The sequence below is a fragment of the Pantoea sp. RG18 genome (assembly GCF_025910075.1).
In the GTDB taxonomy this organism is placed as follows: Bacteria; Pseudomonadota; Gammaproteobacteria; order Enterobacterales; family Enterobacteriaceae; genus Pantoea; species Pantoea agglomerans.
Window position 1 is genome coordinate 163,424 of record NZ_JAPCIL010000007.1, and the last position, 26,160, is coordinate 189,583.

Here is a 26,160-nt window from a genome sequence, read left to right on the forward strand (position 1 = left end):
GCATGGATCGCCCGTCCGTTCAGAGTGGTCAGATCGATCAGTCTGCAATGCATACCCTAACGCCCTGACCCGTTTCACGACGGCTCGTCAGCGGAAAGCGTGTTGCTTTTTTTCGGGAGATGCCATGACGCCCTTTTCCAGTTTCTGGCAGGCCGGCTACGAAGGTGCCGATCATATCAATCCTGCCGGCCTTGCGCTGTCGATGAACGATCTTAACCAGCATCAGGCGCGTGCAGCAGAGGATTATGCCGCGCTGGCCCCCTTTTCCATGCGCACAGTGCGCGAAAGCGTCGGCTGGCGGTTATGTGAGCACGATGGCCGCTATGACTTCTCGACGGTCGCGGCCCGGATGCAGGCCGCAGAGCAGCAGGGCATTCAGCTGAGCTGGACAATCTGCCACTACGGCTGGCCCGCTGGCGTCAGCCTGTTTGACCACGACTTTGTCAGCCGTTTCGCCGCCTTCTGTGGCGCACTGGCCCGCTTCCTGGCCCCCTGGTATCAGCAGGCGCCAGTCTACTCTCCGATGAATGAGATCTCCTTTGTCAGCTGGGGTATCTCGGTAGGGCTGTTCACCTGTGAGGCGATCGCTGAGGCGGATCGGGCGGATGCCGCCAAGCAGCAGCTGGTGCGCGCTACGCTGGCAGCCTGTGATGCCATCTGGCTGGCCGATCCGCGAGCCCGTCTGCTGCACTGTGATCCACTGATCCATATCGTGCCCGATCCCGCCGATCCGGCCAGCGACGTGCTGGCACGTGATATGTGTGACACCCAGTATCAGGCGTGGGACATGCTGAGCGGCAGACGTAACCCGGAGCTGGGCGGCGCCCCACGCTATCTCGATCTGATTGGCGTGAATTACTACCACGACAACCAGTGGGAGCAGGGATCAAACCGGCGGCTTTACTGGCATCTGGGCGACAGCCGACGCCTGCCGCTGCATCAGATGCTGCAGCAGGTCTGGCAGCGTTATCAGCGGCCACTGCTGCTGGCGGAAACCAGCCACGTCGGCAGCGGACGCGGAAGCTGGATCCTTGAGATCGCCGCGCAGGTTGCGCAGGCGCAACTGGCAGGCGTTGAGCTGCACGGCATCTGCCTCTATCCGATCCTGGATCGTCCCTTATGGGAGGAGACGACTTTCTGGACCCGCAGCGGTTTGTGGGATCTCGATCTGCTGGGGGCCGATCCCTATGCCCGCCAGCTACAGCAACCTTATGCCAGCGCATTACGTCAGGCGCAGCGCTTTTTGCAGCACATCCACTCCTCAAAACACCCCTGTCAGGAGCACCCTATGAAACCACCTGTTCTCATTGTTTTCAGCCATTTACGCTGGGGATTTGTTTTTCAGCGTCCGCAGCAGCTACTGACAAGACTGGCACAGCACTATCGCGTGCTGTTTGTCGAAGAGCCGGTCTGGCAGGCGGGGCCACAGGGTCTGCATCAGAGCTCGCCTGCCGCTAACATCACGGTGATCCAGCCGCATACCGACAGCGACGCGCCTGGTTTTCACGACAGCCAGATCGCCCCGCTGCTGCTGTTGCTGACTCCGCTACTGGAGGAAGATGAACAGCCGCTGATCTGGTTCTATACGCCGATGGCGCTGCCGTTGCTGACCCCTTTTAATCCGTCACTGGTGATTTACGACTGCATGGATGAGCTTTCCGCTTTTCAGAATGCACCGCGCCAGCTGCAGCAGCGCGAATCCGCGCTGATGACCCGTGCCGATCTGGTCTTTACCGGCGGCACCAGCCTCTATGAAGCGAAGCGTGACAAACATCCTCAGGTTTACTGCTTTCCCAGCAGCGTTGATGCTATCCACTTTGAGCAGGCGCGCGATCGCAGCAATCGACATCCGATGCAGGATGCGATTCCGGCACAGCGTCTTGGCTATTACGGCGTGCTGGATGAGCGCATAGACCTGCCGCTGATTGCGGCGCTGGCGGACAGCCACCCCGAGTGGCAGATCATTATGGTCGGCCCGGTGGTAAAAATTGATCCCGCCAGCCTGCCGCAGCGCGACAATATTCACTGGCTCGGACAGCAGCCCTATCAGGCGCTGCCGCAGTTTCTGGCAGGCTGGGATGTCTGTCTGATGCCGTTTGCCATCAATGCCTCGACGCGCTACATCTCACCGACCAAGGTGCTGGAGTATATGGCGGCGCAGCTGCCGATTGTCAGTACCGCGATTATTGACGTTGCGCGGCATTACGCAGAGGAAGTGGCGGTGGCAGAGAGCCCCGCTGAATTTATTGCCGCCTGTGAACAGGCGATGGCGATTGGTGCCGCAGAACGGCTGGCGCTGGCGGGACGGATGCAGGCAAAGGTCGATGCCACCTCATGGGATCGCACCGCTGAACAGATTCATGGACTGATCCAGCAGGCGCTGACGCAGCGTCAGCCCGCACTAAGTTCGGTCAGCCAGGGCAGCGCACAGGCGAATATCACGCCGTTAACCCCATTGATGCTGGAGAGTGAAGCCGTTCCCTGCCTGATTATCGGAGCCGGGCCAACCGGGCTGAGCGCCGGTTATCATTACGGCGAAGGCGCGGTGCTGCTGGAGAAAAATAGCACCCCTGGCGGCTGGTGCCGCTCGATTGACGATCAGGGTTTTACCTTCGACTATGCCGGTCACATTATGTTCTCGCAGGACCCGTACGTCTTGCAGCTGTATGAGATGTTGCTGGGCGACAACCTGCACTGGCAGGCGCGTGAAGCCTGGGTCTACAGCGACGGCGTTTATACCCGCTATCCCTTCCAGTCCGCGCTGCACGGCTTGCCGGTCGAGGTGGTAAAAGAGTGCGTGCTGGGCGCTATTGAGGCGCGTTATGGCGAAACGGCGCCGCCGCCGCTGTGCCACTGGATCGGGCGCGGGCACGGCGGGACTGCTGCGCAGATGGCGCGATCCCCGATGAAGGCAGCAGCACAGGCGTGGTGGAAGGCGAAGAGGATTTCCAGCACTTCATTATGCGCACCTGGGGCAAAGGCATCGCGCGTCACTTTGCCCTGCCCTACAACCAGAAACTGTGGAAGGTGCCGCTGACCGACATGGAAACTTCATGGCTGGGCGGACGCGTACCGCTGCCCGATCTGGCGCAGATCATTGATGGCGCGCTGCAACCGCTGGCGAAACCGGTTGGCCCCAACGCCCATTTCGGCTATCCGCTGCGCGGTGGCTTCCAGGCGCTGATGTCCGGCTTTTTGCCGCACCTGAAATGTACGCTGGAAACGGACGCCACCCTGACCCGCCTCTACCCGCAGGCGCACGTCGCGCTGCTGGCGGATGGCCGCCACTACCGTTATGAACAATTGATCAGCACCATGCCGCTGCCGGAGCTGATTAAACTGATGGGCGATGAAGTGCCGGAGAGTGTGCAACGGGCGGCGCAGCAGTTGCAGTTTGTCTCGGTGCGCTGCGTTAATCTGGGGATTGGCCGCGCTGACCTGACCGAAAAGCACTGGATTTACTATCCTGGCGATACGCTGTTTCATCGCATCTTTGTGCAGGGCAATGCGAGTCCGCACTGCAACCCGCCGGGCGGTTTCGGCTTAACCTGCGAAATCACCTATAACACGGCCAATCCGCTGCCGCTGGCGGGGGATGCGCTGATTGAGCGCTGCCGTCAGGATTGCATCAGAGTTGGCATGATCACCGCGGACGATCCGCTACTCTGTGCCTCAGAGGTCGATATGCCCTACGCCTACGTGGTCTATGACCATGCGCGCAGCGCTAACGTGGCGCTGATCCGCCAGTGGCTGCTGACCCAGGACATTCATCTGTCAGGCCGCTACAGCGAGTGGGAATATTACAACTCGGATCACGCCTTCCTTGCCGGTAAACGCGCCGCCGAAAATGTCCGGCTGCAACATGTCAGCGAACGGACGCTCGGCTGACCCGGCGCAGTCGCTACGAAAGCCGCTGGCTGCACTTCGCGGCTTTCAGCGACTGTAACTGCGTCAGTCGCCGCTCCGCCTTCTGGCTGGCATTGTATTTCGCAATGCCATTGCCCAGCCCGAAATCCCCGACAAAGCCCAGCACGGTCAGTGCATCGAACTGGCCGGTCTGCTCAATATCACTCTGCACGCTGTGCGCTTTCACCAGCTCCTGATCCAGCGCGCTGCAATTCAGCATCGCCGTCTCTTCCGGGGTGACCGCGGATGCCTGCGGATACTGCTTGGTGGCGCAGCCGGTTAATACCAGCGTCAGCAGCACGATTAAGACGCTCTGTTTACTCATTTTTCATTGCCTGTTTTTTATCCAGTTAATACTGTTATCGGCAGCATCCCCCGGGATCATGAGTCTCTGACCTACCAATAATGGTCGAAACCGCTACGCTAATGTAGGATTCAGCGCGCTGCTGTCAGTTGCAGCGTGTTACCTATAGGAAGTCACGCAGCGAACGCACATTGCCCGTTCATCAATTCTGCCAGACATTTCAAAGAGTTAGCCAGCATTATGCTGTCATCAGCAGCGTTTAAAAAGCAAAGCCTGACCGATAATCAGTGACGAGGCAGCCGCATAAGCAAAGCCAGACACAGAAAATTCGCGCGTCGGGTTTATCAGAGTTGTTCGAGATGAGGTTTTTCCATGCGTTTTAAAGGATTGAACATCGGGTTTTTCATTTTGATTCTGGCTATCGCCACCCTCGGTTTTTTCGAGGTGCTTTCGCCCTATTTCTCGCCGATTTTATGGGCGGCGATTCTGGCGGTGATTTTCCATCCGCTGAAAACGTATCTGCGGGTCCGAATGGGCGAACGCAATGGCCTGGCCGCGTTGATTACCCTGCTCTGTATCTGTCTGATTGTGTTCACGCCGCTGGCTATTATCGCCTCATCGCTGGTGGTCGAAACCAACGCGGTCTATCACAAACTGCAGACCAATTCGGCGCAGTTCCCGGCGGTCTTCGCCGATCTGTTGCAGCATCTGCCGCGCTGGGCAAAACATTATCTGGCTGAAAACAACCTGGATAACGCCGAACAGATTCAGCAGAAGCTCTCCTCGTTTGCCCTTAAGGGCGGTCAGTATGTGGCAGGCAGCGCCTTTATCATCGGTAAAGGGACGTTCAGCTTCACCGTCGGCTTTGGCGTGATGCTTTATCTGCTGTTCTTCCTGCTGAAAGATGGCTCCTATCTGGTGCATCTGATCCTGGAAGCGCTGCCGCTCTCAACCTACGTGAAGCATCACCTGATGGTGAAGTTTGCGGCCGTGGCGCGCGCGACGGTGAAAGGCACGGTGGTGGTCGGTATTGTTCAGGGTATTCTCGGTGGGCTGGCATTCTGGTTTACCGGCATCGACGGCAGCCTGCTGTGGGGCGCACTGATGGCCTTCCTCTCCCTTATTCCGGCAGTCGGTTCCGCCATTATCTGGGTGCCTGCGGCGATCTTCTTCTTCGCCACCGGTGCACTGTGGAAAGGGCTGTTCCTGGTGGGCTTCTTCGTAGTGATCGTCGGACTGGTGGATAACATCCTGCGTCCGCTACTGGTCGGCAAAGACACCAAAATGCCTGACTATCTGATTCTGATCGCCACGCTGGGCGGCATGGAGATTTACGGCATCAACGGTTTTGTTATCGGTCCGGTGATTGCCGCTCTGTTTATCGCCTGCTGGAACCTGCTCTCAGGACGCGATAACCGCGAAAACATCGAAGCCATCGACGAAGAGTTTATCGAAGAAGGTAAGAAACAGTCCGATACCGCGGCAGAGGCTGCGGCTGAAGCGGCGGCGGCCTCCGCCGATGCGGCTGCAGAGACGGAAAGGAAAGTCTCTGCGTTAGCCGCCTCAGAGAAAGAAACAGCGGAAAAGAAAGCGTAATCCGCGTCAGGCAAACCCAGGTTAGTATCGCAGTGAGAGCGAGGCCTGCTCAGGAAACACGGTCAGATCGGAAAGGCGCAAAACCCGCCATCCATGGCATGCTCGGCCCGCGCGATTACGCACCTCATCCCTGAGGTGCGCCCGTAAACGGGCTAACGCTTTGCGTTGTTCAAAAACGCTCCCGGCGTTTTTGTCCCAGGCGCGGGACGCTTTCCTCTTCTGACCGTGTTCCCTGCGCGTTGAGCTTATGCGTTGCTGCCAGGGGCATTACGCGTCGGCTTTATCACCCATAAAAAAACCCACCTTTCGGTGGGTTCTTTTTTTAACCTGAGAACAGCCGCGAATTAGTTAGTCGCTTTGTTTTTCAGATCTTCAGCACCCTGCTTGGTTTTATCCCAGCCTTTCTCAGTGCCTTCTTTGGTTTTGTGCCAGCCTTTCTGCGTACCTTCGGTGATTTTACTGCCGGTGGTATCGCTTTTGCCTTCAGCGGCGTGCTCAGACTTCAGCTTCAGCTCTTTGCCTTCGTTCTGGGTCTGATGCAGTTTTTCCTTCGCGGTATCGGCGCCTTTATGCGCTTCCGCAACGGTGTTGTCTGTGGTGGTAGCAGCAAATACCGGCGAGGCCAGCAAAATAGCAGACAGTGCAATAATTGATTTCTTCATAATTCCCTCTGTATGAATCGTTGCCGTGTAGGTTTTAATCCTGGCATAGTGTTCCCAGGAAAGATTTAAGAATAAACCAGGAATGAAAAAGGGCCAGTTTTCACCAGAAAAAGCCGCCGGTTGTAGCTTTTTCGCCCATTACCAAAGTGCGAGTTGCGGATTTTCATCCGGTTTCGGCTGGCTTCGGCTGACGCGAGCAGGCGGTGCAGGCTGCTGCATCTGATGAGTGATCCACTGCAGTAACACCGTCACTATATAGGTCTGCTGCTCCGCGCTCAGCGGCTGGTGCTGTCCGATGTTGTGCCACTTACTCAGACAGCCACGACAGCAGGTTGCGGTGGCGTGCTGAGCGATAAACACCGGGTGGCCGCGCATCGGCGTCTGCTTGCCATCATTTTCAGGCTGCGCAGGCGCCAGCCGCTGTGCCACAAACTCAGCGGCGTGCTGGCGCAATACCGGCTCGCCTTTGCTGCTCGCATAATCATATTCCGCGCGTCCCAGACGAAAGCGCTGACGGAACGGCGAGCGTGACAGCCGGGTAAAAAGATCGTCAGAAACCTTCATGCTGATTGCCAGTCACTCATATTTACGTCCCGCCAGATAGCGTACGCCCTGCGACCCGAACGCCTCACGATGGAGTTCATTTGGCTGCAGATGAAATGTCTCACCGGGATGATAGGTGGTATCGCCTTGTTCGGTACTGATGGTGATGTCACCACTCAGAATCAGTGCCAGTGCTTCAAAGGGATGTACGTGATTATCAAGCTGGGCGGCGGCTGCACGCTCAATCAACAGAGGCTCGTCAAAACCCTGTTCGGCTAACAATTTTCTGAATTCGTGTTCTGTCATCGCAACTCCTCAGTGTGGATCTGACCCTTAGCAGTGTAGACGATCTTTATCGCCGCTTATGGCACTCAACAGGTTACGTAAAGTAGCGCAAGCAGGGTTGTTCACCGGTCAGGCCAGTGCTGTACTTGCCGTCTCGTTACAGCCATTTTGACATCGGGATAACGCAAAAGTATGTCTCAACAGGAGAAAACTGCCCTGCTGCTGATTAATCAGCGCTCGCGCAAAGGACGCGCCGAGGCCAGCCGCGCACAGTCGCTGCTGGCTCAGGCCGGGTTCACCCTGCTGCAACCGGCCGGAGATGATACCCGCAGCTACAGCGAATTAATCGCGGCGTATGCCCATCGCGTTGATGCGGTGATCGTCGGCGGTGGCGACGGCACGCTTAATGCGGCCGCGCCGGGACTGATGCAGACCGGCCTGCCGCTGGGCATTTTACCACTGGGCACCGCCAACGATTTTGCCCGCACGCTGGGCATTCCTGCCATCCTGGAGTCCGCGATAAAGATTATCGCTGACGGGCAGCTGCGCGCAGTGGACCTGGGTGAAGTGAATCAGCACCTGTTTCTGAACGTCTCCAGCATCGGCTTTTCGGTGGAACTGGCGCGCAACCTCACGGCGGAATCGAAAAAACGCTGGGGAGTGGGCGGTTATGCCCTGGCGGCTTTGCGGGTGCTGCGGCAGAGCCGTCCCTTCAGCGCTACGCTGGTGCATCAGGGCCATCGGACGCCGATCAAAACGGTTCAGGTGTCGGTGGGCAATGGACGGTTTTATGGGGGCGGCATGACAGTGGAACAGCGTGCCGCTCCGGACGATGGGTTACTGGATGTCTATAGTCTGGAGCTGCAGCATAGCTGGCAGCTCATTGCGCTGCTGCCCTTTCTGCGGCGCGGCACTCACGGTCGCTGGCGTAACGTGCGGGCATTCAGCGCCACGGAGCTGACGATTGAGACGCGCCGTCCCCATTACATCAATGCAGATGGTGAGATTATCGGTCAGACACCCGCGCATTTTCGCCTGATAGCCAGTGCACTGCGGGTTTATGCACCGGGCGACAGCGCAGCAAAATAGCCCGACGGTGGGCGTGGTAACCGATCGCGGTGAGAAACTAGTGCTGGGTGCTCTTTTTTTCAGCGTAGTCGATGTGTTCGGAAAGATTGGCGACAAGCTTTTTCGCCATTTCGAGGGTCAGACCCAGAAACAGGGTCTCCTGCGGGCCCTTTTCACGCGGGGCATCGGGATCGATATAACCGAATTTCACTACCAGCGCCTGATGGGTATTCAGGGGACCAATATGCCAGCCGGTAACCGGGTAGAAGGTAAATCGCGTAAATTCATTCATTTAATCCTGACTGTAAAAGCATAACGCTGATTGATAGTCAGGCCAGCTCTGATGATAAAGCATGAGTGGAATACTCAGTCTGAACGAAATCGACAGGATTACAAGGGAAGCGGCATAACAAGCGCAGCGTGACGCAATGAGGATCTGTAATGCATTCAGGGCCTGCTGCAGCAAGGGGATGAGGATATCTCAGGCGTGTGTAACCTGCGCGGCTCCGGCACGGGCGCTCTCCTGTCAGGCCAGGGCGAACGCCCCTCAGGACTCTTTATCGGCTCGGGGAATAATCGAGATATGCCCGTTAACCTCCAGCACCGCATATTTAATCTGATCAAATCGCTCCAGACCCTGCCCGGAGCGCGCCGCTTCCAGCACATCATCAGGACTGATGCCGGTCATCTTCATGCGGTCAGTCAGCAGATTACCATTCTCGACCAGGATCACCGGGCCGCCATCGATCACCTGCTCCACCACCGGAAAGCGACTTTTCAGTTTGCCCAGCACAATATCAATCGCTACCAGCGTGATAATAGTCAGCGCCGCGCCGGTCACCGAAAAATCGTCGCCCAGCAGCGCCTGCTGAGTTGCTTCACTGATGATCAACAGCAGAATCAGATCGAAAGAGGTCATCTGCAACAGAGTGCGTCTGCCGGCAATTTTAAACACGACCATCAGCACCAGGTAGATCGCTGCGGCACGTAATACCGTTTCCATAAAGCGCCTCTGTCAGGGATAAATCCATTGGGTAAAACGGGCCGGAGCATGGCCGTCACCATGAATAGTGACGTGAATGCGGCCCGCATTGCGCGGCTGCAGGCCAAGCCAGATCGCGTGATCCGGTCCGGTGTTGCGGGCCGAAAAGGTCAGCCGCAGATCGCTGCCAATCGTCACCGCCTCCAGCGGTTGAGGCTGCAGCGTCTGGATTTGCAGGTTATCCAGGGCGCCACCGCCAATCGTAACGGTAAAGCGATCGGTTACCGGTGCGTTGTAGCGAATGCGCATATCCATATTGCTCTCAACCCGGCCAAACCGTTCATACTCCACCTGAATGGTCCCATCCGGCGAGCGGGCGCTGCCGTTACTCAGCACGCCTTTGGAAAAGAGTCCGCACGCACCCAGAATCACCAGCGCAATCAGGACGTATTCACCGATACGCTGAATCAGCCATTCACGGCGTACCCAGCGGAGGTTTTCCTGAATCGGTACTGCCTGACCGCTGCTATCCTCTTTTTTCACCGTGACCTCACACACTGTTGGCTCAGGAACAAAAACTGCACGCTGCGTTAAGCATAGCCAGACAGTATCGGTTCACTATCTGGCGGGTCGTGACCTTTTCAGCGGGACAATCTGGCAACGCATCCTGCCGTTTACAGCCAGCCGGAGCGACGCAGTTTGGCCCACAGCCCGCCGCAGGCCAGCAGGGTCAGCCCCACCGCCAGCGGATAGCCATACAGCGACTTCAGCTCCGGCATATGCTCGAAGTTCATGCCATACATACTGAAGACCACGGTCGGGATCACCAGGATCGCACCCCAGCCTGCCAGCTTTTTCACCACTTCATTCTGCTGCACCGTCACCAGCGCCAGATTGACCTGCATGGCGCTGGTCAGCATCTCGCGCATATCTTCCGCGTCGGTGACGACATGCCGGGCGTGATCCTGCACGTCGCGGATGTAGGCGCGCAGCGGACGCGGGATCAGATCTTCATGCAGGTGGATCAGCTGATTACAGATCTCCTCCACGGGCAGCGCCGCATTGCGCAGTTTCAGCAGATGACGCCGCACGGTGTAGACCGACTGCACCGACTTGCGATCAAATTCACTGGTGAAGAGATCGTTCTCCATCTGCCCGACCCGTTCATTCAGTGAAGTGGACAATTCGGCATAGCGATCAACAATAAAATCGAGCAGGCAGTAGAGCGGATAAGCGGGACCAAACTTCAGCAGCGCCGGGTTTTCAGCCGCCCGCTGCCGCACTGGGGTGTAGCTTTCAGAGGCGCCGTGACGGATGCTGATCAGGAAGTTTTTTCCGACAAAAAGATGCGTTTCGCCCAGTTCGCAGCTGTCATCCTTAGCGCACACCGTTTTCACCACGATAAACAGCGATTCGCCATAATGTTCGATTTTAGGTCGCTGATGGGCATTGAGTGCATCCTCAACCGCCAGTTCATGAAGTCCGAACTCCTCTTTAATCTTCGCCATAAACTCAGCGTCTGGCTGCCACAACCCGAGCCAGATAAACGCCTCCGGCTCTTTGATCACTTCACTGATATCATCGACTTCAACCTCTTCGCCCGCGCATCCCGGACGATACACCCTGCTGCTTACGATCATCTTCTGCTTTCCCGTTGTGACAATACATGCAGCTTAGCCAATCCCGCGCCTGTAACCGGATAAAAACCGTAAGGATTTGCTGCGGCGCTGTTCGATCAGCGGCTTACCACTTCAGCCCTAATCCGGTGGAGAAAATGCCTTCGTTCAGGGTATCGGGTATGCCGCTGACCAGATTACGGTGATAGCCAACGTGCAGCGTTGACCACGAAGTCAGGCTGTAGCGCAGCCCGACTTCGGCATCCAGCATAAATACGCCGTCATCATCCAGCGAATGGCCGACATCGCCATTGCTGTAAAGTGTGACCGACTTGCCCAGCAGATAGCGCTGATAGTTCCAGCGCAGCGAGCCGCCAAAGTGCCGCTCTTCCCGGTCATCGCTGTAGCCATACTCAAAGGCACCACCCAGCACCGAGAGTGAAAACGCGCTGAGTTCGGTATCCCACAACTGATAACCCGGACCGGTGCCGATTAGCGCCTGACGTGACAGATTTTCCACCCAGTCGCGCTTGTAGGTGGCGCGGGTCTGCCAGAAGAACTGCTCCCTGACCAGATAATCAAAGGCGTAGCGCAGGCTGTAGTTATCGGTATTGATGTTCTCGTTTTCCTGCTCGCGATTGTAGGTCGCACCGATATCGTGACGCCATTTTCCCTGATTCAGTTTCGTGTTGAGCGCGAAGCTGTAGTCGTCAGTTTTGGTCGAGGCTTTTTTGACCTTCACGCCCGCATCGATGTTGCCGGTCCAGGCGAGCTGATCGCTGCGGACTTTGGCTTTCATAAACTCATCAATGCGCCGCAGCGAAACCTGCTGCTCCTGCTCGTTGCGTTCCACCCAGACATAGCCGGGATCGGATGAGGAGAGCCGCACCTGATAATGTTCGCCGGTCTTTTTGTTTTCGACATTCACCGGATTCTCGCTGGCGAGCGTACTGACCGCACTCCAGTCCAGCGTGACGGTACCGGCGTAGTGTGTCTCTATCCCCAGCTTGCCGTCGCTGAGATAACGAATCGTACCGGTCAGCCGATCGCCATTATTCAGCCAGACGGTATCGGCAGTGGCCTGCTGTGCCCATCCGGCGCAGCAACTGATGACCAGCAGCGGGATAAACGAGGTGGCGCAACGCATAGCTTTCCCTGTTAAGGCGTCGTCTTGCACGGGCGACGCGTCACCGCAAATTCTGACCTGACAATTAAGCCGATTCTGCGACGATATGCAATGCGCCGCCTGGCTCAGGAGAGATCGTGCAGTGCTTTGCCGAGCGGTGGAGAAATAGCGAAGTCCGTAAAACTCATCGCCAGCCCTTCACGTTCAGGCGAACAGCCCATCACTCCGACAAACCGCCGCGCCTGACCGGGCCACGGGCAGAGCCGTAACAGCGGCCAGCTCACGCCGTCGGTAGAGTACTGAATTCTTAAGGCCGCATTTTCCAGCGTGGCGCGCAGCCAGAACTGGCGCGCATCGCCGGGAAACACACCGGTAGACCAGTCGGAAAACTCGCGCGTCACCACGCTGCCAATTGCGGGCTGGTCATCGTTAAACTCAATGCCCGCCTTAACCCAGTGCGTTTCGTTATCCTGAATAAACAGCCCGGCCTGATCGTAGAGCTGACTGAAATCCGCCCTCACCTGCACCTGAACGGTAAAGTCGTTTTCCACCCAGAAGCCAAAAGCGTGGCCGCTGTGCCGTTCGAAGCCATACCAGGTACGCTGCCAGAAATCGCTGTTCAGCGCGGTTTCGAACCTCAGCGTATCGCCATCCAGACTGTGTACCGGCGGCTGATTAATCCAGACGCCACCTTCAGTGGTAATTGAACTGACTGCTGTCATAGGCACTCCTTTGGGTAAGTTAAACCGCCCGCGTTCTGGGCGATCTGCGGCGTGGTGATTGACCTGATTATCATAGCGTTGATTGGTGAACAGGCGGCAGACGATTGCGGCAAATCTGATGGTGTCGATGTGGCAGGCAGTGAGGTCAGCAGACCCGTGGCTGCAGAGACTCCGGCTCTGTTTGCGGTTTCGCTTATATGCCCTTTATTCTCCTGCCGCAAATAAATAACTGCGACCAGGTCCAGTTCACTGAACTATTTCATTTTGTTAATCCCCTGGCGAAAACAGCATTTAACAACCAGGCTTGTTTTGTCTGAGGGCAACTGAACTCATTAAATATAAGGATTAAGCCACCATGGTAGATAAATCAGAGATTTTAGATCACGCGCAGGTTGTTGATGTGAATGGCGAACATGTCGGGATTGTCGACCACTTCGAAGGCGACGACAAAATTAAGCTGGCGAAAAGCGATCCTGAAGCGGGCGGCAAACACCATATTATTCCATTCAGCTGGGTGAAAGAAGTTGATGATAATAAAGTCATCCTTTCTAAAGCCAAAGCGGATGTTGAAAGTGAGTGGCAGTCTGCATAAAACATTAGCCGTGGCGCCCGCCACGGCTTATTTCATTTATTCTGTTAAATAACTCCTGCGTCCTTCCCTGCCCATTCTTCCTTTATTACTGCTTTATATTTCACACCGTCTGAAACGTCTTCAGCAATATCTGTCAGATTTTTACTTTTCATGACGCGGTGCTCCCTGTTTTTATGCCCGGTGGCGGGTGGTCGTAAGCGGAGGGTTTGGAGCGGTCATCATGGCATTGCGGCGGGAGGGGAAAAAACCACCAGAATGGCGCAGCACTTTGCCGGATCTCTGTCGGTATCCGGCGGGCGTAAGAAACGGCGGGTGAAGTCAAACCTGAGATCCTCACCCGCTGCGGATTATTCCTGTTTTGCTGCGCGATCCCGCAGTACTTCCCCCACCACCGGAACCGCTGAAAAGGCATTTGGCCAGCCAGCATAGAACGCGGCCTGAGTGATAATCTCGCCCGCTTCTTCAGCCGTCAATCCGTTGTCCATCGCCCGGTTGAGATGGTAGCTAATTTGCGTACTTTGTCCCGAAGCAATCAGCGCGCTGACCGTCACCAGACTTCTGTCACGAGGCTGTAGCGCTGGCCGCTGCCACAGATTGAGAAACAGCGGATCGGCGGTGAATCTGACCAGCCCGGGCGAGATCGGCCCCACATTTTTCTCCACCGTTGCAGAACGCTGCTGTTCAGCTGCCTGATTCAGTGGCAGCAGTGCCGGAGAGGCTTCGGCCAGTTGATCGGCACCAATGCCTCGCGCCTGAAACACATTTTTGGTCACCGCAATTGCGGACATCGCATTAGGCCAGCCGGAATAGAACGCCAGGTGAGTAATAGTTTCCGATATTTCAGCGGGCGTCACGCCACTATCGAGCGCCACACCGGCGTAATGTTGTAACTCAGCAGGCTGGTTGCGGGCGATGAAAATGGCAAGCGTGACGATACTGCGGTCACGGATCGAAAGTGCATCGCGTTTCCAGAGATCGTCAGTTATCGCTTCACGTCCGAAACGAGCCAGTGCGGGAGAGACGGACTCAATGTCGGCAACCGAAAGGCTGGATGGATTGACGTTCAACATAGTTTCACCTCTTTTGGGTTCAGCAGCGGCCAGGTCGGCCAGCATCATGGAGATCGCGGCGGCGGCAATCACTTTTTTCATCCTCTGATCAGCTCCCTGGTAAAGGTCAGTTAACAAAAGAATTGAGAGCGCCGTGGTTTTTCAGCAGAGCAGGCACCACGGGGATCGCCTCTTTGCGGTCGGTCATCTCAGCTGTCAGCCGGATATAGTCGCGAAAATGGGGCGTTTCGCGGTGCTGCTGATAGGCGGCGTCACTGGCGTAGATTTCATAGAAGAACCAGCGATATCTGTTTTTCGCATCGGTCGCGGCATACATCGCCAGTACGCCCGGTTCCACCTTCAGTGATTCCGCCATTTCAGGCAGCACAATATCGCGGAATGCCTGCTGATCGGCCGGTTTCACGTCAACAATCACCAGGTTATTAATGGTTTCTTTATTCTGTACGAAGGGTTTATCACCCAGAAACTGTGGCACCAGCATGGTGCTCTTTTTCTGGCCGATAAGATCAGGTGCGTGCTGAATAAAGGACCGGTACGGCTCTGAACTGAGATGTTGCTGGTATGCCTCTTCACTCGCATAAATTTCAATCATATAAGCCTGATGAGCGTTCTCTCTACGCTTCAGTGAATACATCGCCAGCGTACCTGGTTGCTCTGCCAGCGAACGGGTAATATTATCTCTGGCAACTTCGTCGTACTGTCCGTTTTTCCCGGCCTTAATTTCCATTTCATGCAGATTAATGACACGGTTTGTGGGTTCTGTTAAAGCGGCTGCCGATGCCGGGCCGGCCATCAGCAGAGTCAGAGCGGTAATATTGTTCACGGTCTGCCTTAATTATCGGATGAGGTGATTTGCGATTCATTCGGTGTATTAACCGGTGTGATTTCTGTTTCATCTGGCTATTAAGCCGTTGTGAGTTCCGCATTGAGCTGAGCAATGAGTCGCGACGCGTGTTGCTTTGCTGCAGCAATTTGCTGCGTGATAATAGTTTCATTACGACTGGCATAGCTTATCCCGCAGGTATAAACCGGTTTCTGCATCTCCAGATTGCAGAGTCGGGCGGTGGTTTCAAACTGAATCAGATAATCCTCCAGCTGATGACCAAAGACGCCATCTGCCGCGTATAACGCCTGCGGTGCGCCAGTGGTGAAGGAGAGGATCAGTTTTTTACCGCCGAGTCTGGCCGTTGATCCGTGCGCAAACCCATGAACAAATACGTCATCCAGCCATAACTTCATGAGCCCTGGCAGCGAATACCAGGAGAAGGGAAATTGCCAGACGATAATATCTGCCTTCAGCAGTGCATCCTGTTCGGCGCTGACATTGATGTTGTTGTCCGGATAAAGTGCATCCAGACGACGGATTTCAGCATCAGGCAGCGCAGAAGCGACTTCATTGAGAATGGTAGCATTACCGACCGAATGGCTCAGGTCGGGATGACCGGAAATAATTAATATATTTTTCATTTTCAGTTTTTAATCATCTATTTTTTAACAGATAGCCAGGCGTTGGCGATGCCATCACGCGCTGGGGACTTTTTGCCGTCCGGCACCGTTTAATCAAATCCAATCGCTACTGCATCCGCCTTTCCTGCCGTTAGCGCTTCACGCGGCGTTTTTACTGCGCCGCCTGCCTGACACCTGTCGGATGACTGGTGACAACACACGGTGGCGGTTTGCGACTGATCATTGGGTCGCGCCCTCTTGCTGAGGCTTATACTCTGCAGCGAACAGGCTTTCCCAGTTGGTGAATGCTCCCAACGGGATGCAGTCAAAACTCAGCAGACCGGCTTTTGCCAGCGGAAAGTCAGCCAGCAGGCTTTGGGCCTGTTCCACCGAGTCGCATTCAAGGAAGATCGCGACACCGGGTCGATCCTGTCGGTAGTAAATATCGCGTAGCGCACCGGATTTAAACAGACTCCAGGCATGGAAAGCTTCGGCAGTCAGATGAGGATGATACTTCTCCAGCGTGGCATCGGGGGCGGGTTTATCCAGACACAAAATTCGCATAGCAATCTCCTGAGATTCACGGCCAGGGGGGACTGATAAGGAGTATATGCTCGCGATTTAGTGAAGATTAGGCCACTATTGACTCAAAGATATTTAGCCTGTGGCTAATAATAAGCAGCCCGATTGTGTCAGGATTATCCCGTGAACAACGCCATCTATAACCAGATACGCATCTTCCAGAGCATTGCCCGCGAAGGGAATATTTCATCGGCTGCGCGCAAACTGGAGATTACTCCCCCCTCTGTCAGTAAGGCGCTGAAGCTGCTTGAAGCGCACATCGGTCATCCGCTATTTGTGCGAACCACGCGCCGGATTGAGCTGACCGATGCCGGACAGCAGCTGCTGGAACAAACTTCAGCAGCGGTAGCCTCGCTGGAAAAATCGCTGGAAAGCATCCGTGACCAGAATCAGGAACCGTCGGGACTGGTCAGAATCACCCTTTCGCGCTTTGCCTATCTGCTGGTGCTGAAACCTGCGATGGCCGATTTCTGCCAGCAATATCCCGGTATTCAGCTGGAAATTTCGGTATACGATGGCACCGTGAACATCATTGATGAACGTTTTGATCTGGGGATCCGGTTTGGCGACATTCTGGAAGGTGGCGTGGTGGCGCGCCCGCTGATGAAGCCGTTTCGCGAAGGTTTGTATGCCTCTTCTGCCTATCTGGCAGCGTTCGGTATTCCAGCGTCTCCGTCTGATTTGCATCAGCACCGGCTTATCGGTTACCGGTTTATCACCAATAATCGTATTCTGCCGCTGATTCTGGATCATCATGGCGAACAGCTGACCGTTGAGATGCCGGGTCAGTTGATGAGTAATGATATTGAGGTGATGGCTGATGGCATTCGCAACGGGCTGGGTATCGGGCGACTGTTTGAACCGGTTCATAATTTACAGCCGGATAAAGAGGCATTTATTCCGGTGATGGAGCGTTACTGGAAAACTTATCCGCCGGTTTATCTCTATTATCCTAAAAGCGCGGGTAAAACGAAAAGAGTAAAAACGTTAATCGACTTTCTGCTTAAGCACACTGCGGGTTAAGCACCGGTTACTAATAGCGGGCTTACTGAATACGGCTAATGGCAGATATTTATGACGAGATTTCGCCTGTTTTCTTTCGTATATTCCGAACGGCGATTGCTTTCAGTTAATTGCATTTTTTTGAGATCGTTATCGTAAAATTCGCTGTTTATCAGAAGATTAAACTCACTGATTTACATCGATTTTTAGCTGGACTTTTCCTGCAATAGTTGATTATATGTACAGGTATTTAGCGCGATACAGAGGTGTTGGAGCACCCCGGTATCGCTAATCATAACCACTATTGAACGAGAATAGAGATCATGACTGAGTCAGAGTGTAATGCAGTTGGTTTAAATTCAGAAGCCCCTTCCGTTTCCCAGCGAAAATTAACGGTGAGTTACGCCAGCCGGTATCCCAGTTACGCGCGTATTCCGTCGATTATCATGAAAGGCCAGTGGCTGGCTGCCGCCGGATTTACCACCGGCACCGAAGTAGAAGTAAAAGTCACGGCGGGCCGTATTGTGCTGACGGTCAAACCACCAGAGCCGGTCGATGAGCAGCTGGTTAACGCGTTAGCGCAGCTGAATAAGCTGCCCGCCAGGAAACAGAAGCAGGTTCTGGCTTTGTCGGGTGTGGTTGCGGGTCAGGTTTAATTTCTGCTGAAGGGATGCCGCTTCTGGCTGGGGAGCGGCAGATCAGTATTGCTGGCAATAATTATCCGCGTTTCTATATTTAAAGGATCTTTTGCCCCGCCAACGTAGCGCTCCCCTGTTTTAATCGCCTTTTATAATGAGAGGATAGATAATCTATAGATTGGAATGATTTCTTGAGAATTATTAAATGGTTATTATCAGATTGCTATCGCAAAATACAGATTATCGATGTACACACTATGTTCCTGTAAGGATCGTACTACTATAAATGCGTGCCAAATCAGGAATCAGATAATTAACTTTGGGTAAAAATTAGCGCTTACATGCTCTGGTTAATTTATATGATTTCCATGCAAGATTCATCGGTATCACTAAATAGACTATAACTGCTCCTACCATCAGGACGATTGCATATGATATCAGGCTTTGCTGATGTCCTTTTGCTACTCCATAAATGAAAACAGAAATTAAAGTCGCCATGCAAATAATTCCAGCCCAAAAACGCTTACTGAGTTCCTGGACGAGAGACTGCGGGGTGTATGATTTGTTCTCATCTCTGGTAAGCATATCTTTTAGTTTTCGCAGATCTTTAGTTGAGAAACCATTTTGTAAAAGCTTTTGCTCAAATTCGTTCAACAGATTCCTCCTGAAGTATGTTTCTATGCGTACGAAGATACCATCCTGACCAACCTTTTTATATGATCTGATCCGCCATCAGTGTTTTTCTACCCCTGGATGAACCTTTTTTCAACTTGCTGAAAATCCTACAGCGTGAGCAATTAATCGGCGAATGCAAACATTCGAACTGTCGATAAACAGGTTTTGACTTTACGAACCTCCAGACAAAGCCATAAATTGGAACCATATCCAAACCACCGCATAGTCAAATTACGGCTATTAAATACGTGCGTACGAACGAAAGCAAACTATTAAGGTATTATGACGGCAGTATGAAAACAAAGAGTATGTGGATGCTAAACAAAAGGTAGGATTGGGTACCCTAAAGGATTTACTCTTGTCAGAAAGCCTATTGTTCTATAAGAAATTGTTTATTTGAATTTGTTGCATGCTCCTGAGACACCCCTTACTAAAATTGTCACCACTCCTTAAAATCTTCAATTTGTAATCTCTAAAAACTCCAGCTATTTTAGGATCTGATTAACCATGTCTGGTGAGAACGACGTTTATATAAAGGTATTGTTATGGACAACTATTGGGACACGAAAAGACTCTCAAACTACTTTCTAACGATGGCAAATTTGGAAGCTAATCAGTTAGTTAATGTAGCAACCTCTCTCTCTCACTTTCATCTTAAAGATGCTCTTTTAAGAGTGAAATTTCAGGATGAAGTGCGTGGATTCGCTCGACTACAGCTCCATACGATTCGCAATTCGACTTCGGATGATCAGTGTCAGGAGTGTATCCAGAATCTGAAGCAGGAAAGCCAGTATCTTAAGATTCAGGACCGAATGCTCAGAACCGGTGAAGCTGTCGTATCGTCTTCGGTGCAGTTTTACCATGACCATGAAAAGGTCATTGGATATGTAATCAATGGCATCGGCGTGGTGTTGAGTGGCTTACAAATCGTGGCTGGGGTCGGTCTGATTGTGGGTTCTGTCACCACGGGTAATATTTTAGGTGTTGTAGCGGGTTCCACCCTTGTGATGAATGGAGTGGGATCAGGGATTGAGAGCATAGGTAGACTTAGCGGTGTGGCTCATCCATCTAACCCAATAAGAGATAAATATGAAGATGTTGCAGATTTCTTTGGCTTTGATAAGAGACTGGGATTGCTAGCCTATCAGGTTGTTGATTTGACCACTTCATACTATGGCATTTTCAAGCTGACTTTGAAGCCAGAGGCCTGGAGGCTATACAAATATCTGCCAACTGACTATTACCGCAAAGTACAGGTTATGAGTAAACCAGCACTTACTTTAAAAGGCGCTGGAGCAGCCTATAAGGGGAGTGGAATAGGTATCAACCTTTATCAAATGCAAAATAGCTCCTCTCAAAACTAACTTCTGGTTTTTCTGACAAATTTGTAGGATTTCCATGCCAGTCTCATAGGCGTAACAAAATAGACCACAAGGAATGCAAACGTCAGAACAACAATATATGGAATGGCATTTGAAGCATCTGCATTGAAAATGCCATCCAGTCCAATAAGCATCAAAATAATAAGAGCAATAACTCCGCCCCAGAAGCGTTTACTTAGATCAATCACGAGGCTCTGAAGTGTATCTTTTTTTGACTCGTCTTTTTTTATAATACTTTTGAGTTTACCGATCTCTTTAGCAGAGAAGCCATTATTAAAGAGTTCTTTCTCAAATTCGTTCATCTGATTCATCCTGAATGACGTTACGATACGAGCGAAATATAGCACAGTGAACCCGGCCCATGCTAACCCACCTCTTTACGTAGCCGACACCGGTACCGCCCGATGAAATTGTCTAGGCTACTGTCATTGCTGTGGTGTAACCCGTTAATCCCGCGATGGCTGCCCTCCTTAAGTGCTCTATCAATGCGCCTGTTACAGCTGACGAATAAGCGGCCAGCAATGCAGCTGCTGAAAGCCGGTTGGTGTGGCCAACGCAGCTCTGGCTGTAACCTGATGAGATGCGATCCCAAAGGTAAGGGATAGAGGTGATGCACCTAATGAACACGATGTATGTATAAATCCACACTAACTGGCGGGATTAAGCCCAGGTTATGATCTGATTTCAATGGCTACACAGGGTCACAATAGCCGTTTAATTAAACAGAAAAACCAGCGCGAGATGAAGCAGCGTGGATATAACGATTAACCCTCATCAATATCTTCAGATAAGGTTAAAAATGAAAACAATTACAATCGCAGCGACCATTTTATTACTCACAGCCTGTGTACCCCATAATGACAGACAACACGCTGTGGGCATGGCTAACCCAGCCTCTGTGTATTGTGAAAAGATGGGCGGCAAGCTGGACATAGTGAAGGGCCCGGATGGTGAATCAGGTTACTGTACTCTGCCAGGCGGAGAGCGCATCGAGGAGTGGGCGCTGTACAGAAGGGATAACCAATAGACTCGTTGGTCGGAAGGGATATCAGGGCAGCTATCAAGGAGCCGTAAGAATGGGACGTGGCTTTATGAAAGGAGGATTACCAGCATACGGCCGCATTGATGTTCCTGATTTCACAAAGTGTGTAGTGCGATGAAAATACTGATATTTATTATAATCTTCTCCGCAACCTGGTTTCTCATACCTGAAAGCATCATCAGATCCCTGGTAGAAGGCCACATTAGCGGTGATGGTGAAGGCGCTATGGATAGTTTCGAATTCACAGTGATTGCACTTAAGGCGGTGCTTTCTGCTCTGCTGGCCTTTATCGGTGTCTGGCTATATCGCAAAGCTAACCAACGATAACGAAGCGACATTCAAGAAGCTGTTCATCGACGGTATCCACAAGTACCTCAAGGGGCTGAACCCGCGGTGGCCTATGGTGCCGGTTAGAGGGGAGCAGATCAGAACGGGATTGCACACCAGATGAGTGTGACTTTCAATAGATGCTAATAGACATCCGAATAAATTAACCTGGCTGAACGCCTTGATATTCAAGGTTCATCACTGCATGATTATGTGGGCGTAAATGACTCTGAACATAGTAAATATTAATAAAATTCTTAATTTACCTCACAAATAGAAAATGTATAATACTTAATCATTTGACTGAAAGGGATTGATTTTGAATGAAAGGAATCGACAAAAAACTTATCATCTTCACTACAAAAAAAAGATTCAATGACAGAAATGCTGATGACATGCAAAGTGGCGACATGGATGCTGATATACTGAAAAAGCATTATCATCTCGGGCAAGTATCAACTTTCATCGACTGGACTACTTTTGGTCCCTCCTATCAGCATCCTGCTACTAATTCTATACAGCCAGTTAGTAGAGAAAAAGCCATTGCGTTGTTATATGATGAGCTACGCTCTCAGTCCTATGCCTTTTCTTTCCGAGGACCATACCAGGGCTTGATCATAAATCTTTTCAATCACATGCAACGTAGTAATGGAAATGATTTTCAGCATCCGTTTATGGATAATGCCTACAGAAATCTCATTTTGAGTGACAACTCTATCGATAGCACATTATCCATAATTAAAAACACTATCGAGCAATTTGATTTTAATAAGTCACAATTGACGAAAGAACATTTTTCAAATGTGTTATCTAAAAGTCGTTTACCAAAATACACAAGATGGAAAGATTTCGTCAATGGAATGGGCATTACCGTCCATGACATAAACAGCACAGAAATTTCTATAGAAAGCCTGACCTTCCAGGGCAATAAATATACTGCGACTATCAAATTCAGAGCACAAGACCATTTTGGCTTAGATAAAGAAGATATCTTAAAAGCTAAATTCAACTCAATTAGTTCCTTTAGAATATGGTTCGTTCTACAGAGGGCTAAGCATTTAGCTCAAAAGCCATTTTTCACAAATTTCGGAGCAACTATAACATTGACAGGAGAAAACAATGTTTAAATACAAAAGGATTGGAGCAGTTCTGATTTTGTTAATATCAGTATATTGCATATGGATTGCTGTAAGACCAGCAAAAATAGTCAGAGTTGATAATGGTGCAGTTTTTGTAGAACATTTACCGATGACTACAGAAGGAAAACTAAAATGGTGGTTAGAAAACAAAGATTCACTTCAGAATAAATATCATATTATCAATACCCCAGATAACTTCACTGTTATCATCATGAATTTCGATGGTTATGAAAAGTTACCAACAGGAACCAGAGATGGTTCAATTGATGACTATACCTGCTTTGATGATACTAATGGCGAGCATAAGAAATGTGTATATAACAGCATAGCATTAGTTATAAGAGGGAGCCTTGATAGAAAAGCATTTATAAATATAGGCGACAAAACATATATACAGAGTTCTGATGGTAGAATAACATTAAAATAAAAAAGATATTTTTTACCAAATCGCTTCAAAATTTAAATAGTCTGACCAGGTAAGTCAGGGTATTTCAAAATTTTTTAACTAAATTATTTTTCAATAACCAAATCATTTTTTTAACAAGAACAGAATTTATTTTTCTTTTCTCTTCTTCAACCATTTTTGTTTGGATTATGTTTATAATCTTATTAGTATCAATATCAGATGCTAAGGCTGAAAAAAACCACCAGTCAACACTATTGTATTGAACAAGTTAGGTTAATTCAAAACATTCAACTATGCTCACGATTTTTAAGCAATCCTGAGAGGCGTAATACTCTCTAAACATAATATAAACAATATCTTCAGCAGGATATATTCAATAGCTTTCAGTAATTTTATTTTGTTCTAGTAAATCTACTAAATCATCATGCACTTTGTTAAGAAATTCTTTTCCCTCAGCAAATAATATTTGTTCATCTTTCACTTTATCTTTACTCATAAAACCCTCCGTTTTTATTTATAATTCCTTTAACGCCGATTTATTTTTGTCAATATAATTCACATAAAACCTAATGGGGATTTTTGGAAGAACTAATTGTCAGAGTGAATTATGTCTTCACTAATGGCCGTGTAAGCAAGTCCCAGCACATGGGAAAAGACACTCTTAACAGGGCCATAGCGAAGCTTTGCGGTATTGAGCCTGGCAGGAAGAAGCAACCGCCCAATGTTATGGGTGATATTGAATATTTTACTGTTCATGATCTGCTAAGAACGAGCCGGAGCTTACTATGCCACTACACCCGCTTCTCTTTACCAGCTATACGGTATTTGAGTCTCCAGCTTTTGGCTCCGTTTGGAAATATTTCAAGATACATCCCACCACCATCGGCAAGTTTGTATGACTTTTCTTTTGGCTTAGCAGAGTCAATTTGTCGGGCTGTCAGCTTCATTTGGGGGCATCCAGTTGATTGAACCTGGCAATGCCCCCTATCCTGCCCCTAATCGAAATAATAACGCAATAGGTGACCCTGGACCAAACTAGACCACAGAGAATTGTTAGCTTCTGATTTTAAAGGAAAAAGTAGACCAGAAGGATGTTAACAGAAGAGAATTTGGTACGCCCTACAGGATTCGAACCTGTGACCTACGGCTTAGAAGGCCGGTGCTCTATCCAACTGAGCTAAGGGCGCATGGAGATGGCACGGATTATACGTCGGGAAGCGGGTACGTCAACGTTTTTGCCGTTTCTCCGCAGCGAAGTGCTGCGGTAATGACCAATTGGCGTCAGTGACGCCTGCGCCATTCGCTGAGCGACACGAGTTTACCGTTGTCGGTAAATTCTCCTTCCAGCTCAATCCCTTGTGTTGTGAAACGCGCATTGAATTGCTCACGAAGTGCATGCAGCGCCTGGATGTCCGGTTCCAGCTGGCGCAGAAAGCCCAGCGCGAGCAGCAGCTGCTGGCGGCTAATAAGCGGTGGAAAACCGGCTCGACTGAGAATCGCATGCCAGCGCTGGCTATTCTCCTCACTGCCGTCAACAATGAACACCTGCCAGATCAGCAGTACCGCTGCGCCATTATGCAGATGCGTTTCATTATCCTTGCTGAGATAGTCGGTAAACTCTTTCGCCGCCTCTTTCCCCATCATAGAGATCATTGATTCCACCTGTACCGGTGGCAGCTGCAGCCGTTTGCTGAGCCGCTGAGCGGCGTGGCGTGAGCCAGCGGTGAGCAGCTGAAATCCAGCGACAAACACCACCGCCAGAGTAGCAAGCATTATCCAAATCATTACATCGTCCCCGGATTGTCCTGCAGATATCATACGCATGCAGGCTGGCACTCGTCGCGACGAAAAAGCCGGAAAGCACATACGCGGCTGAAACTGTAACTGACAGCGCGCCGCGCTTCTGACAAAATACCCCCCTTCCCCGATTCAACACAACACAGTGGATTTCCTCTCTGATGGCAGCAAAAATTATTGACGGTAAAACGATTGCGCAGCAGGTGCGCGTTGAGGTTGCGGAAAAAGTGAAGCAGCGTCTGGCCGCCGGAAAACGCGCGCCGGGTCTGGCAGTGGTTCTGGTGGGTGAAAACCCGGCATCGCAGATCTACGTGGCCAGCAAACGCCGCGCCTGTGAAGAAGTCGGTTTCCACTCCCGCTCCTACGATCTGCCTGCCACGACCCGCGAAGCTGAGCTGCTGGATCTGATTGATGCGCTCAATCAGGACGACGAAATCGATGGCATTCTGGTGCAGCTGCCACTGCCAGCCGGCATTGATAATGTCAAAGTGCTGGAGCGCATCACGCCTGATAAAGATGTCGATGGATTCCACCCTTATAACGTCGGTCGCCTCTGTCAGCGTGCGCCAACCCTGCGTCCCTGCACGCCACGCGGTATCGTGACGCTGCTGGAGCGCTACAACATTGACACCTACGGCCTGAATGCCGTGGTGGTTGGCGCATCCAACATTGTTGGTCGTCCGATGAGCATGGAACTGCTGCTGGCGGGCTGCACCACGACCGTCACTCATCGCTTTACCAAAGATCTGCGCCATCACGTTGAGCATGCCGATCTGCTGGTCGTTGCAGTGGGTAAGCCAGGGTTTATTCCGGGTGACTGGATCAAACCGGGCGCCATCGTCATCGATGTGGGCATTAACCGGCTGGAGAGCGGCAAAGTGGTGGGCGATGTTGATTTTGACAGTGCATCCGAGCGCGCCTCCTACATCACCCCGGTGCCGGGCGGTGTGGGTCCGATGACAGTAGCAACACTGATTCAAAACACGCTGCAGGCGTGCGAAGAGTTTCATGATAAAGAGGTAGTATAAATGACAAGTTTTTCACTGGGTAAATTCCCGCACGTCGATCTGTGTGACCTGCTGAAACTGGAAGGCTGGGTTCAGAGCGGCGCACAGGCGAAAGTCGTGATTGCCGAGGGTGAAGTGAAGGTCAACGGTGCGGTAGAAACCCGCAAGCGCTGCAAAATCGTAGCCGGTCAGACCGTAGAATTCGCGGGTTTCCGCATTACTGTGGTTGAGTGATTTACGGGCGT

Annotated in this window: 30 protein-coding genes, 1 tRNA gene and 4 pseudogenes; 15 read left to right on the plus strand and 20 right to left on the minus strand. The window is 51.7% G+C overall.

Annotated elements, in window-relative coordinates; all coding sequences use genetic code 11:
* The first annotated feature begins 124 nt into the window (after positions 1-124).
* Positions 125-3,888, plus strand: a pseudogene (locus OK409_RS09350) (NAD(P)-binding protein).
* Positions 3,889-3,901: 13 nt separating this feature from the next.
* Here the strand turns inward: OK409_RS09350 and OK409_RS09360 are convergent.
* On the minus strand, positions 3,902-4,231 hold the full coding sequence (locus OK409_RS09360) for a hypothetical protein (protein WP_045140688.1): 330 nt from the start codon (positions 4,229-4,231) through the stop codon (positions 3,902-3,904).
* A 351-nt stretch (positions 4,232-4,582) separates the two neighbouring features.
* Here OK409_RS09360 and OK409_RS09365 point away from each other — a divergent pair, with 351 nt between their 5' ends.
* Positions 4,583-5,806: an AI-2E family transporter gene (locus tag OK409_RS09365; protein WP_033756854.1), complete on the plus strand. Its 1,224-nt coding sequence runs from the start codon at positions 4,583-4,585 to the stop codon at positions 5,804-5,806.
* Positions 5,807-6,150: 344 nt separating this feature from the next.
* Here the strand turns inward: OK409_RS09365 and OK409_RS09370 are convergent, their stop codons facing one another.
* The 3 genes from OK409_RS09370 to OK409_RS09380 all read right to left on the minus strand — a co-directional run bounded on the left by OK409_RS09370 (position 6,151) and on the right by OK409_RS09380 (position 7,317).
* The gene (locus OK409_RS09370; protein WP_010259015.1) at positions 6,151-6,468 is read right to left on the minus strand and encodes a hypothetical protein; all 318 of its coding nucleotides are present in this window, start codon (positions 6,466-6,468) and stop codon (positions 6,151-6,153) included.
* Positions 6,469-6,606: 138 nt separating this feature from the next.
* A complete protein-coding gene (locus OK409_RS09375) occupies positions 6,607-7,032 on the minus strand; it encodes a DUF4186 domain-containing protein (protein ID WP_060679626.1) in 426 nt (141 codons plus the stop codon).
* A 12-nt stretch (positions 7,033-7,044) separates the two neighbouring features.
* Complete coding sequence (locus OK409_RS09380) at positions 7,045-7,317, minus strand: cupin domain-containing protein (RefSeq protein ID WP_010259018.1); 273 nt, start codon at positions 7,315-7,317, stop codon at positions 7,045-7,047.
* A gap of 171 nt (positions 7,318-7,488) precedes the next feature.
* On the opposite strand from OK409_RS09380, the gene OK409_RS09385 reads away from it, so the two are divergent.
* Positions 7,489-8,385: a lipid kinase gene (locus OK409_RS09385; protein ID WP_154209643.1), complete on the plus strand. Its 897-nt coding sequence runs from the start codon at positions 7,489-7,491 to the stop codon at positions 8,383-8,385.
* A gap of 37 nt (positions 8,386-8,422) precedes the next feature.
* Here OK409_RS09385 and OK409_RS09390 read toward each other — a convergent pair whose 3' ends face one another.
* From OK409_RS09390 to OK409_RS09415, 6 genes are all read right to left on the minus strand, one after another.
* Complete coding sequence (locus OK409_RS09390; protein ID WP_033779612.1) at positions 8,423-8,656, minus strand: hypothetical protein; 234 nt, start codon at positions 8,654-8,656, stop codon at positions 8,423-8,425.
* A 255-nt stretch (positions 8,657-8,911) separates the two neighbouring features.
* Positions 8,912-9,367: a DUF421 domain-containing protein gene (locus tag OK409_RS09395; protein ID WP_010671255.1), complete on the minus strand. Its 456-nt coding sequence runs from the start codon at positions 9,365-9,367 to the stop codon at positions 8,912-8,914.
* Between the two features lie 12 nt (positions 9,368-9,379).
* Complete coding sequence (locus OK409_RS09400) at positions 9,380-9,889, minus strand: hypothetical protein (RefSeq protein WP_223565618.1); 510 nt, start codon at positions 9,887-9,889, stop codon at positions 9,380-9,382.
* 131 nt (positions 9,890-10,020) lie between these two features.
* Positions 10,021-10,986: a magnesium and cobalt transport protein CorA gene (locus OK409_RS09405; RefSeq protein WP_010259025.1), complete on the minus strand. Its 966-nt coding sequence runs from the start codon at positions 10,984-10,986 to the stop codon at positions 10,021-10,023.
* 103 nt (positions 10,987-11,089) lie between these two features.
* Positions 11,090-12,109, minus strand: coding sequence for a DUF481 domain-containing protein (locus OK409_RS09410; protein ID WP_010259026.1), 1,020 nt, complete (start codon positions 12,107-12,109; stop codon positions 11,090-11,092).
* A 104-nt stretch (positions 12,110-12,213) separates the two neighbouring features.
* Positions 12,214-12,810, minus strand: coding sequence for a DUF1349 domain-containing protein (locus OK409_RS09415; RefSeq protein WP_264367001.1), 597 nt, complete (start codon positions 12,808-12,810; stop codon positions 12,214-12,216).
* 355 nt (positions 12,811-13,165) lie between these two features.
* Here OK409_RS09415 and OK409_RS09420 point away from each other — a divergent pair, with 355 nt between their 5' ends.
* Positions 13,166-13,402, plus strand: a complete 237-nt coding sequence (locus OK409_RS09420; protein ID WP_003854080.1) for a DUF2171 domain-containing protein — start codon at positions 13,166-13,168, stop codon at positions 13,400-13,402.
* A gap of 347 nt (positions 13,403-13,749) precedes the next feature.
* On the opposite strand, the gene OK409_RS09425 is transcribed toward OK409_RS09420, so the two are convergent.
* The 4 genes from OK409_RS09425 to OK409_RS09440 all read right to left on the minus strand — a co-directional run bounded on the left by OK409_RS09425 (position 13,750) and on the right by OK409_RS09440 (position 16,482).
* Positions 13,750-14,553: a carboxymuconolactone decarboxylase family protein gene (locus OK409_RS09425; protein ID WP_264367002.1), complete on the minus strand. Its 804-nt coding sequence runs from the start codon at positions 14,551-14,553 to the stop codon at positions 13,750-13,752.
* 25 nt (positions 14,554-14,578) lie between these two features.
* The gene (locus OK409_RS09430) at positions 14,579-15,295 is read right to left on the minus strand and encodes a putative quinol monooxygenase (protein WP_264367003.1); all 717 of its coding nucleotides are present in this window, start codon (positions 15,293-15,295) and stop codon (positions 14,579-14,581) included.
* Positions 15,296-15,375: 80 nt separating this feature from the next.
* Complete coding sequence (locus OK409_RS09435) at positions 15,376-15,939, minus strand: NAD(P)H-dependent oxidoreductase (RefSeq protein ID WP_010259033.1); 564 nt, start codon at positions 15,937-15,939, stop codon at positions 15,376-15,378.
* Positions 15,940-16,158: 219 nt separating this feature from the next.
* Positions 16,159-16,482 (minus strand): superoxide dismutase, encoded by a 324-nt coding sequence (locus OK409_RS09440; protein WP_264367004.1) that lies wholly within the window; start codon positions 16,480-16,482, stop codon positions 16,159-16,161.
* 141 nt (positions 16,483-16,623) lie between these two features.
* Between OK409_RS09440 and OK409_RS09445 the strand changes: the two genes are divergently transcribed.
* Positions 16,624-17,523, plus strand: a complete 900-nt coding sequence (locus tag OK409_RS09445) for a LysR substrate-binding domain-containing protein (RefSeq protein ID WP_022626075.1) — start codon at positions 16,624-16,626, stop codon at positions 17,521-17,523.
* A 302-nt stretch (positions 17,524-17,825) separates the two neighbouring features.
* Entirely contained in the window at positions 17,826-18,158 is a 333-nt protein-coding gene (locus tag OK409_RS09450; RefSeq protein ID WP_010671248.1) for a SymE family type I addiction module toxin, read from the plus strand.
* Positions 18,159-18,470: 312 nt separating this feature from the next.
* Here the strand turns inward: OK409_RS09450 and OK409_RS09455 are convergent, their stop codons facing one another.
* Positions 18,471-18,794: a hypothetical protein gene (locus OK409_RS09455; protein ID WP_264367005.1), complete on the minus strand. Its 324-nt coding sequence runs from the start codon at positions 18,792-18,794 to the stop codon at positions 18,471-18,473.
* A 566-nt stretch (positions 18,795-19,360) separates the two neighbouring features.
* Between OK409_RS09455 and OK409_RS09460 the strand changes: the two genes are divergently transcribed.
* Positions 19,361-20,179 (plus strand): DUF4225 domain-containing protein, encoded by an 819-nt coding sequence (locus tag OK409_RS09460; protein ID WP_264367006.1) that lies wholly within the window; start codon positions 19,361-19,363, stop codon positions 20,177-20,179.
* Here OK409_RS09460 and OK409_RS09465 read toward each other — a convergent pair.
* Positions 20,176-20,499, minus strand: coding sequence for a hypothetical protein (locus tag OK409_RS09465; RefSeq protein WP_050442314.1), 324 nt, complete (start codon positions 20,497-20,499; stop codon positions 20,176-20,178). The two genes, OK409_RS09460 and OK409_RS09465, sit on opposite strands and share 4 nt — an antisense overlap.
* A gap of 497 nt (positions 20,500-20,996) precedes the next feature.
* Between OK409_RS09465 and OK409_RS09470 the strand changes: the two genes are divergently transcribed.
* From OK409_RS09470 to OK409_RS09485, 5 genes and pseudogenes are all read left to right on the plus strand, one after another.
* Entirely contained in the window at positions 20,997-21,224 is a 228-nt protein-coding gene (locus OK409_RS09470) for a DUF333 domain-containing protein (protein WP_022626078.1), read from the plus strand.
* 129 nt (positions 21,225-21,353) lie between these two features.
* Positions 21,354-21,566: a hypothetical protein gene (locus OK409_RS09475; RefSeq protein WP_033779622.1), complete on the plus strand. Its 213-nt coding sequence runs from the start codon at positions 21,354-21,356 to the stop codon at positions 21,564-21,566.
* A pseudogene (locus OK409_RS22525) lies at positions 21,541-21,690 on the plus strand (LexA family protein); the annotation flags it as partial. The gene OK409_RS09475 and the pseudogene OK409_RS22525, both read left to right, overlap by 26 nt.
* A 199-nt stretch (positions 21,691-21,889) precedes the next feature.
* Positions 21,890-22,693 carry a DUF3289 family protein gene (locus OK409_RS09480; RefSeq protein WP_182504474.1) on the plus strand — a complete coding sequence of 268 codons (804 nt, stop codon included), beginning with the start codon at positions 21,890-21,892 and terminating at the stop codon, positions 22,691-22,693.
* Positions 22,686-23,132: a DUF943 family protein gene (locus OK409_RS09485; RefSeq protein WP_191924553.1), complete on the plus strand. Its 447-nt coding sequence runs from the start codon at positions 22,686-22,688 to the stop codon at positions 23,130-23,132. The genes OK409_RS09480 and OK409_RS09485 overlap by 8 nt, the downstream gene beginning before the upstream one ends.
* A gap of 352 nt (positions 23,133-23,484) precedes the next feature.
* Here OK409_RS09485 and OK409_RS09490 read toward each other — a convergent pair whose 3' ends face one another.
* Positions 23,485-23,607, minus strand: a complete 123-nt coding sequence (locus tag OK409_RS09490) for a hypothetical protein (protein WP_259393618.1) — start codon at positions 23,605-23,607, stop codon at positions 23,485-23,487.
* Between the two features lie 110 nt (positions 23,608-23,717).
* Here OK409_RS09490 and OK409_RS09495 point away from each other — a divergent pair.
* A pseudogene (locus tag OK409_RS09495) lies at positions 23,718-23,894 on the plus strand (integrase); the annotation flags it as partial.
* A gap of 11 nt (positions 23,895-23,905) precedes the next feature.
* Here the strand turns inward: OK409_RS09495 and OK409_RS09500 are convergent.
* From OK409_RS09500 to OK409_RS09510, 3 genes and pseudogenes are all read right to left on the minus strand, one after another.
* Positions 23,906-24,058 (minus strand): annotated as a pseudogene (locus OK409_RS09500) (Arm DNA-binding domain-containing protein); the annotation flags it as partial.
* Positions 24,059-24,221: 163 nt separating this feature from the next.
* A tRNA-Arg gene (locus OK409_RS09505) sits at positions 24,222-24,298 on the minus strand.
* A 94-nt stretch (positions 24,299-24,392) separates the two neighbouring features.
* Positions 24,393-24,896, minus strand: a complete 504-nt coding sequence (locus OK409_RS09510; RefSeq protein WP_045140697.1) for a DUF1198 family protein — start codon at positions 24,894-24,896, stop codon at positions 24,393-24,395.
* A 173-nt stretch (positions 24,897-25,069) separates the two neighbouring features.
* Here OK409_RS09510 and folD point away from each other — a divergent pair, with 173 nt between their 5' ends.
* On the plus strand, positions 25,070-25,936 hold the full coding sequence (folD, locus tag OK409_RS09515; protein WP_010259049.1) for a bifunctional methylenetetrahydrofolate dehydrogenase/methenyltetrahydrofolate cyclohydrolase FolD: 867 nt from the start codon (positions 25,070-25,072) through the stop codon (positions 25,934-25,936).
* Positions 25,937-26,149, plus strand: coding sequence for a ribosome-associated protein YbcJ (gene ybcJ / locus OK409_RS09520; protein WP_003849455.1), 213 nt, complete (start codon positions 25,937-25,939; stop codon positions 26,147-26,149). It begins immediately after the preceding gene.
* The last annotated feature ends 11 nt before the right edge of the window (positions 26,150-26,160 follow it).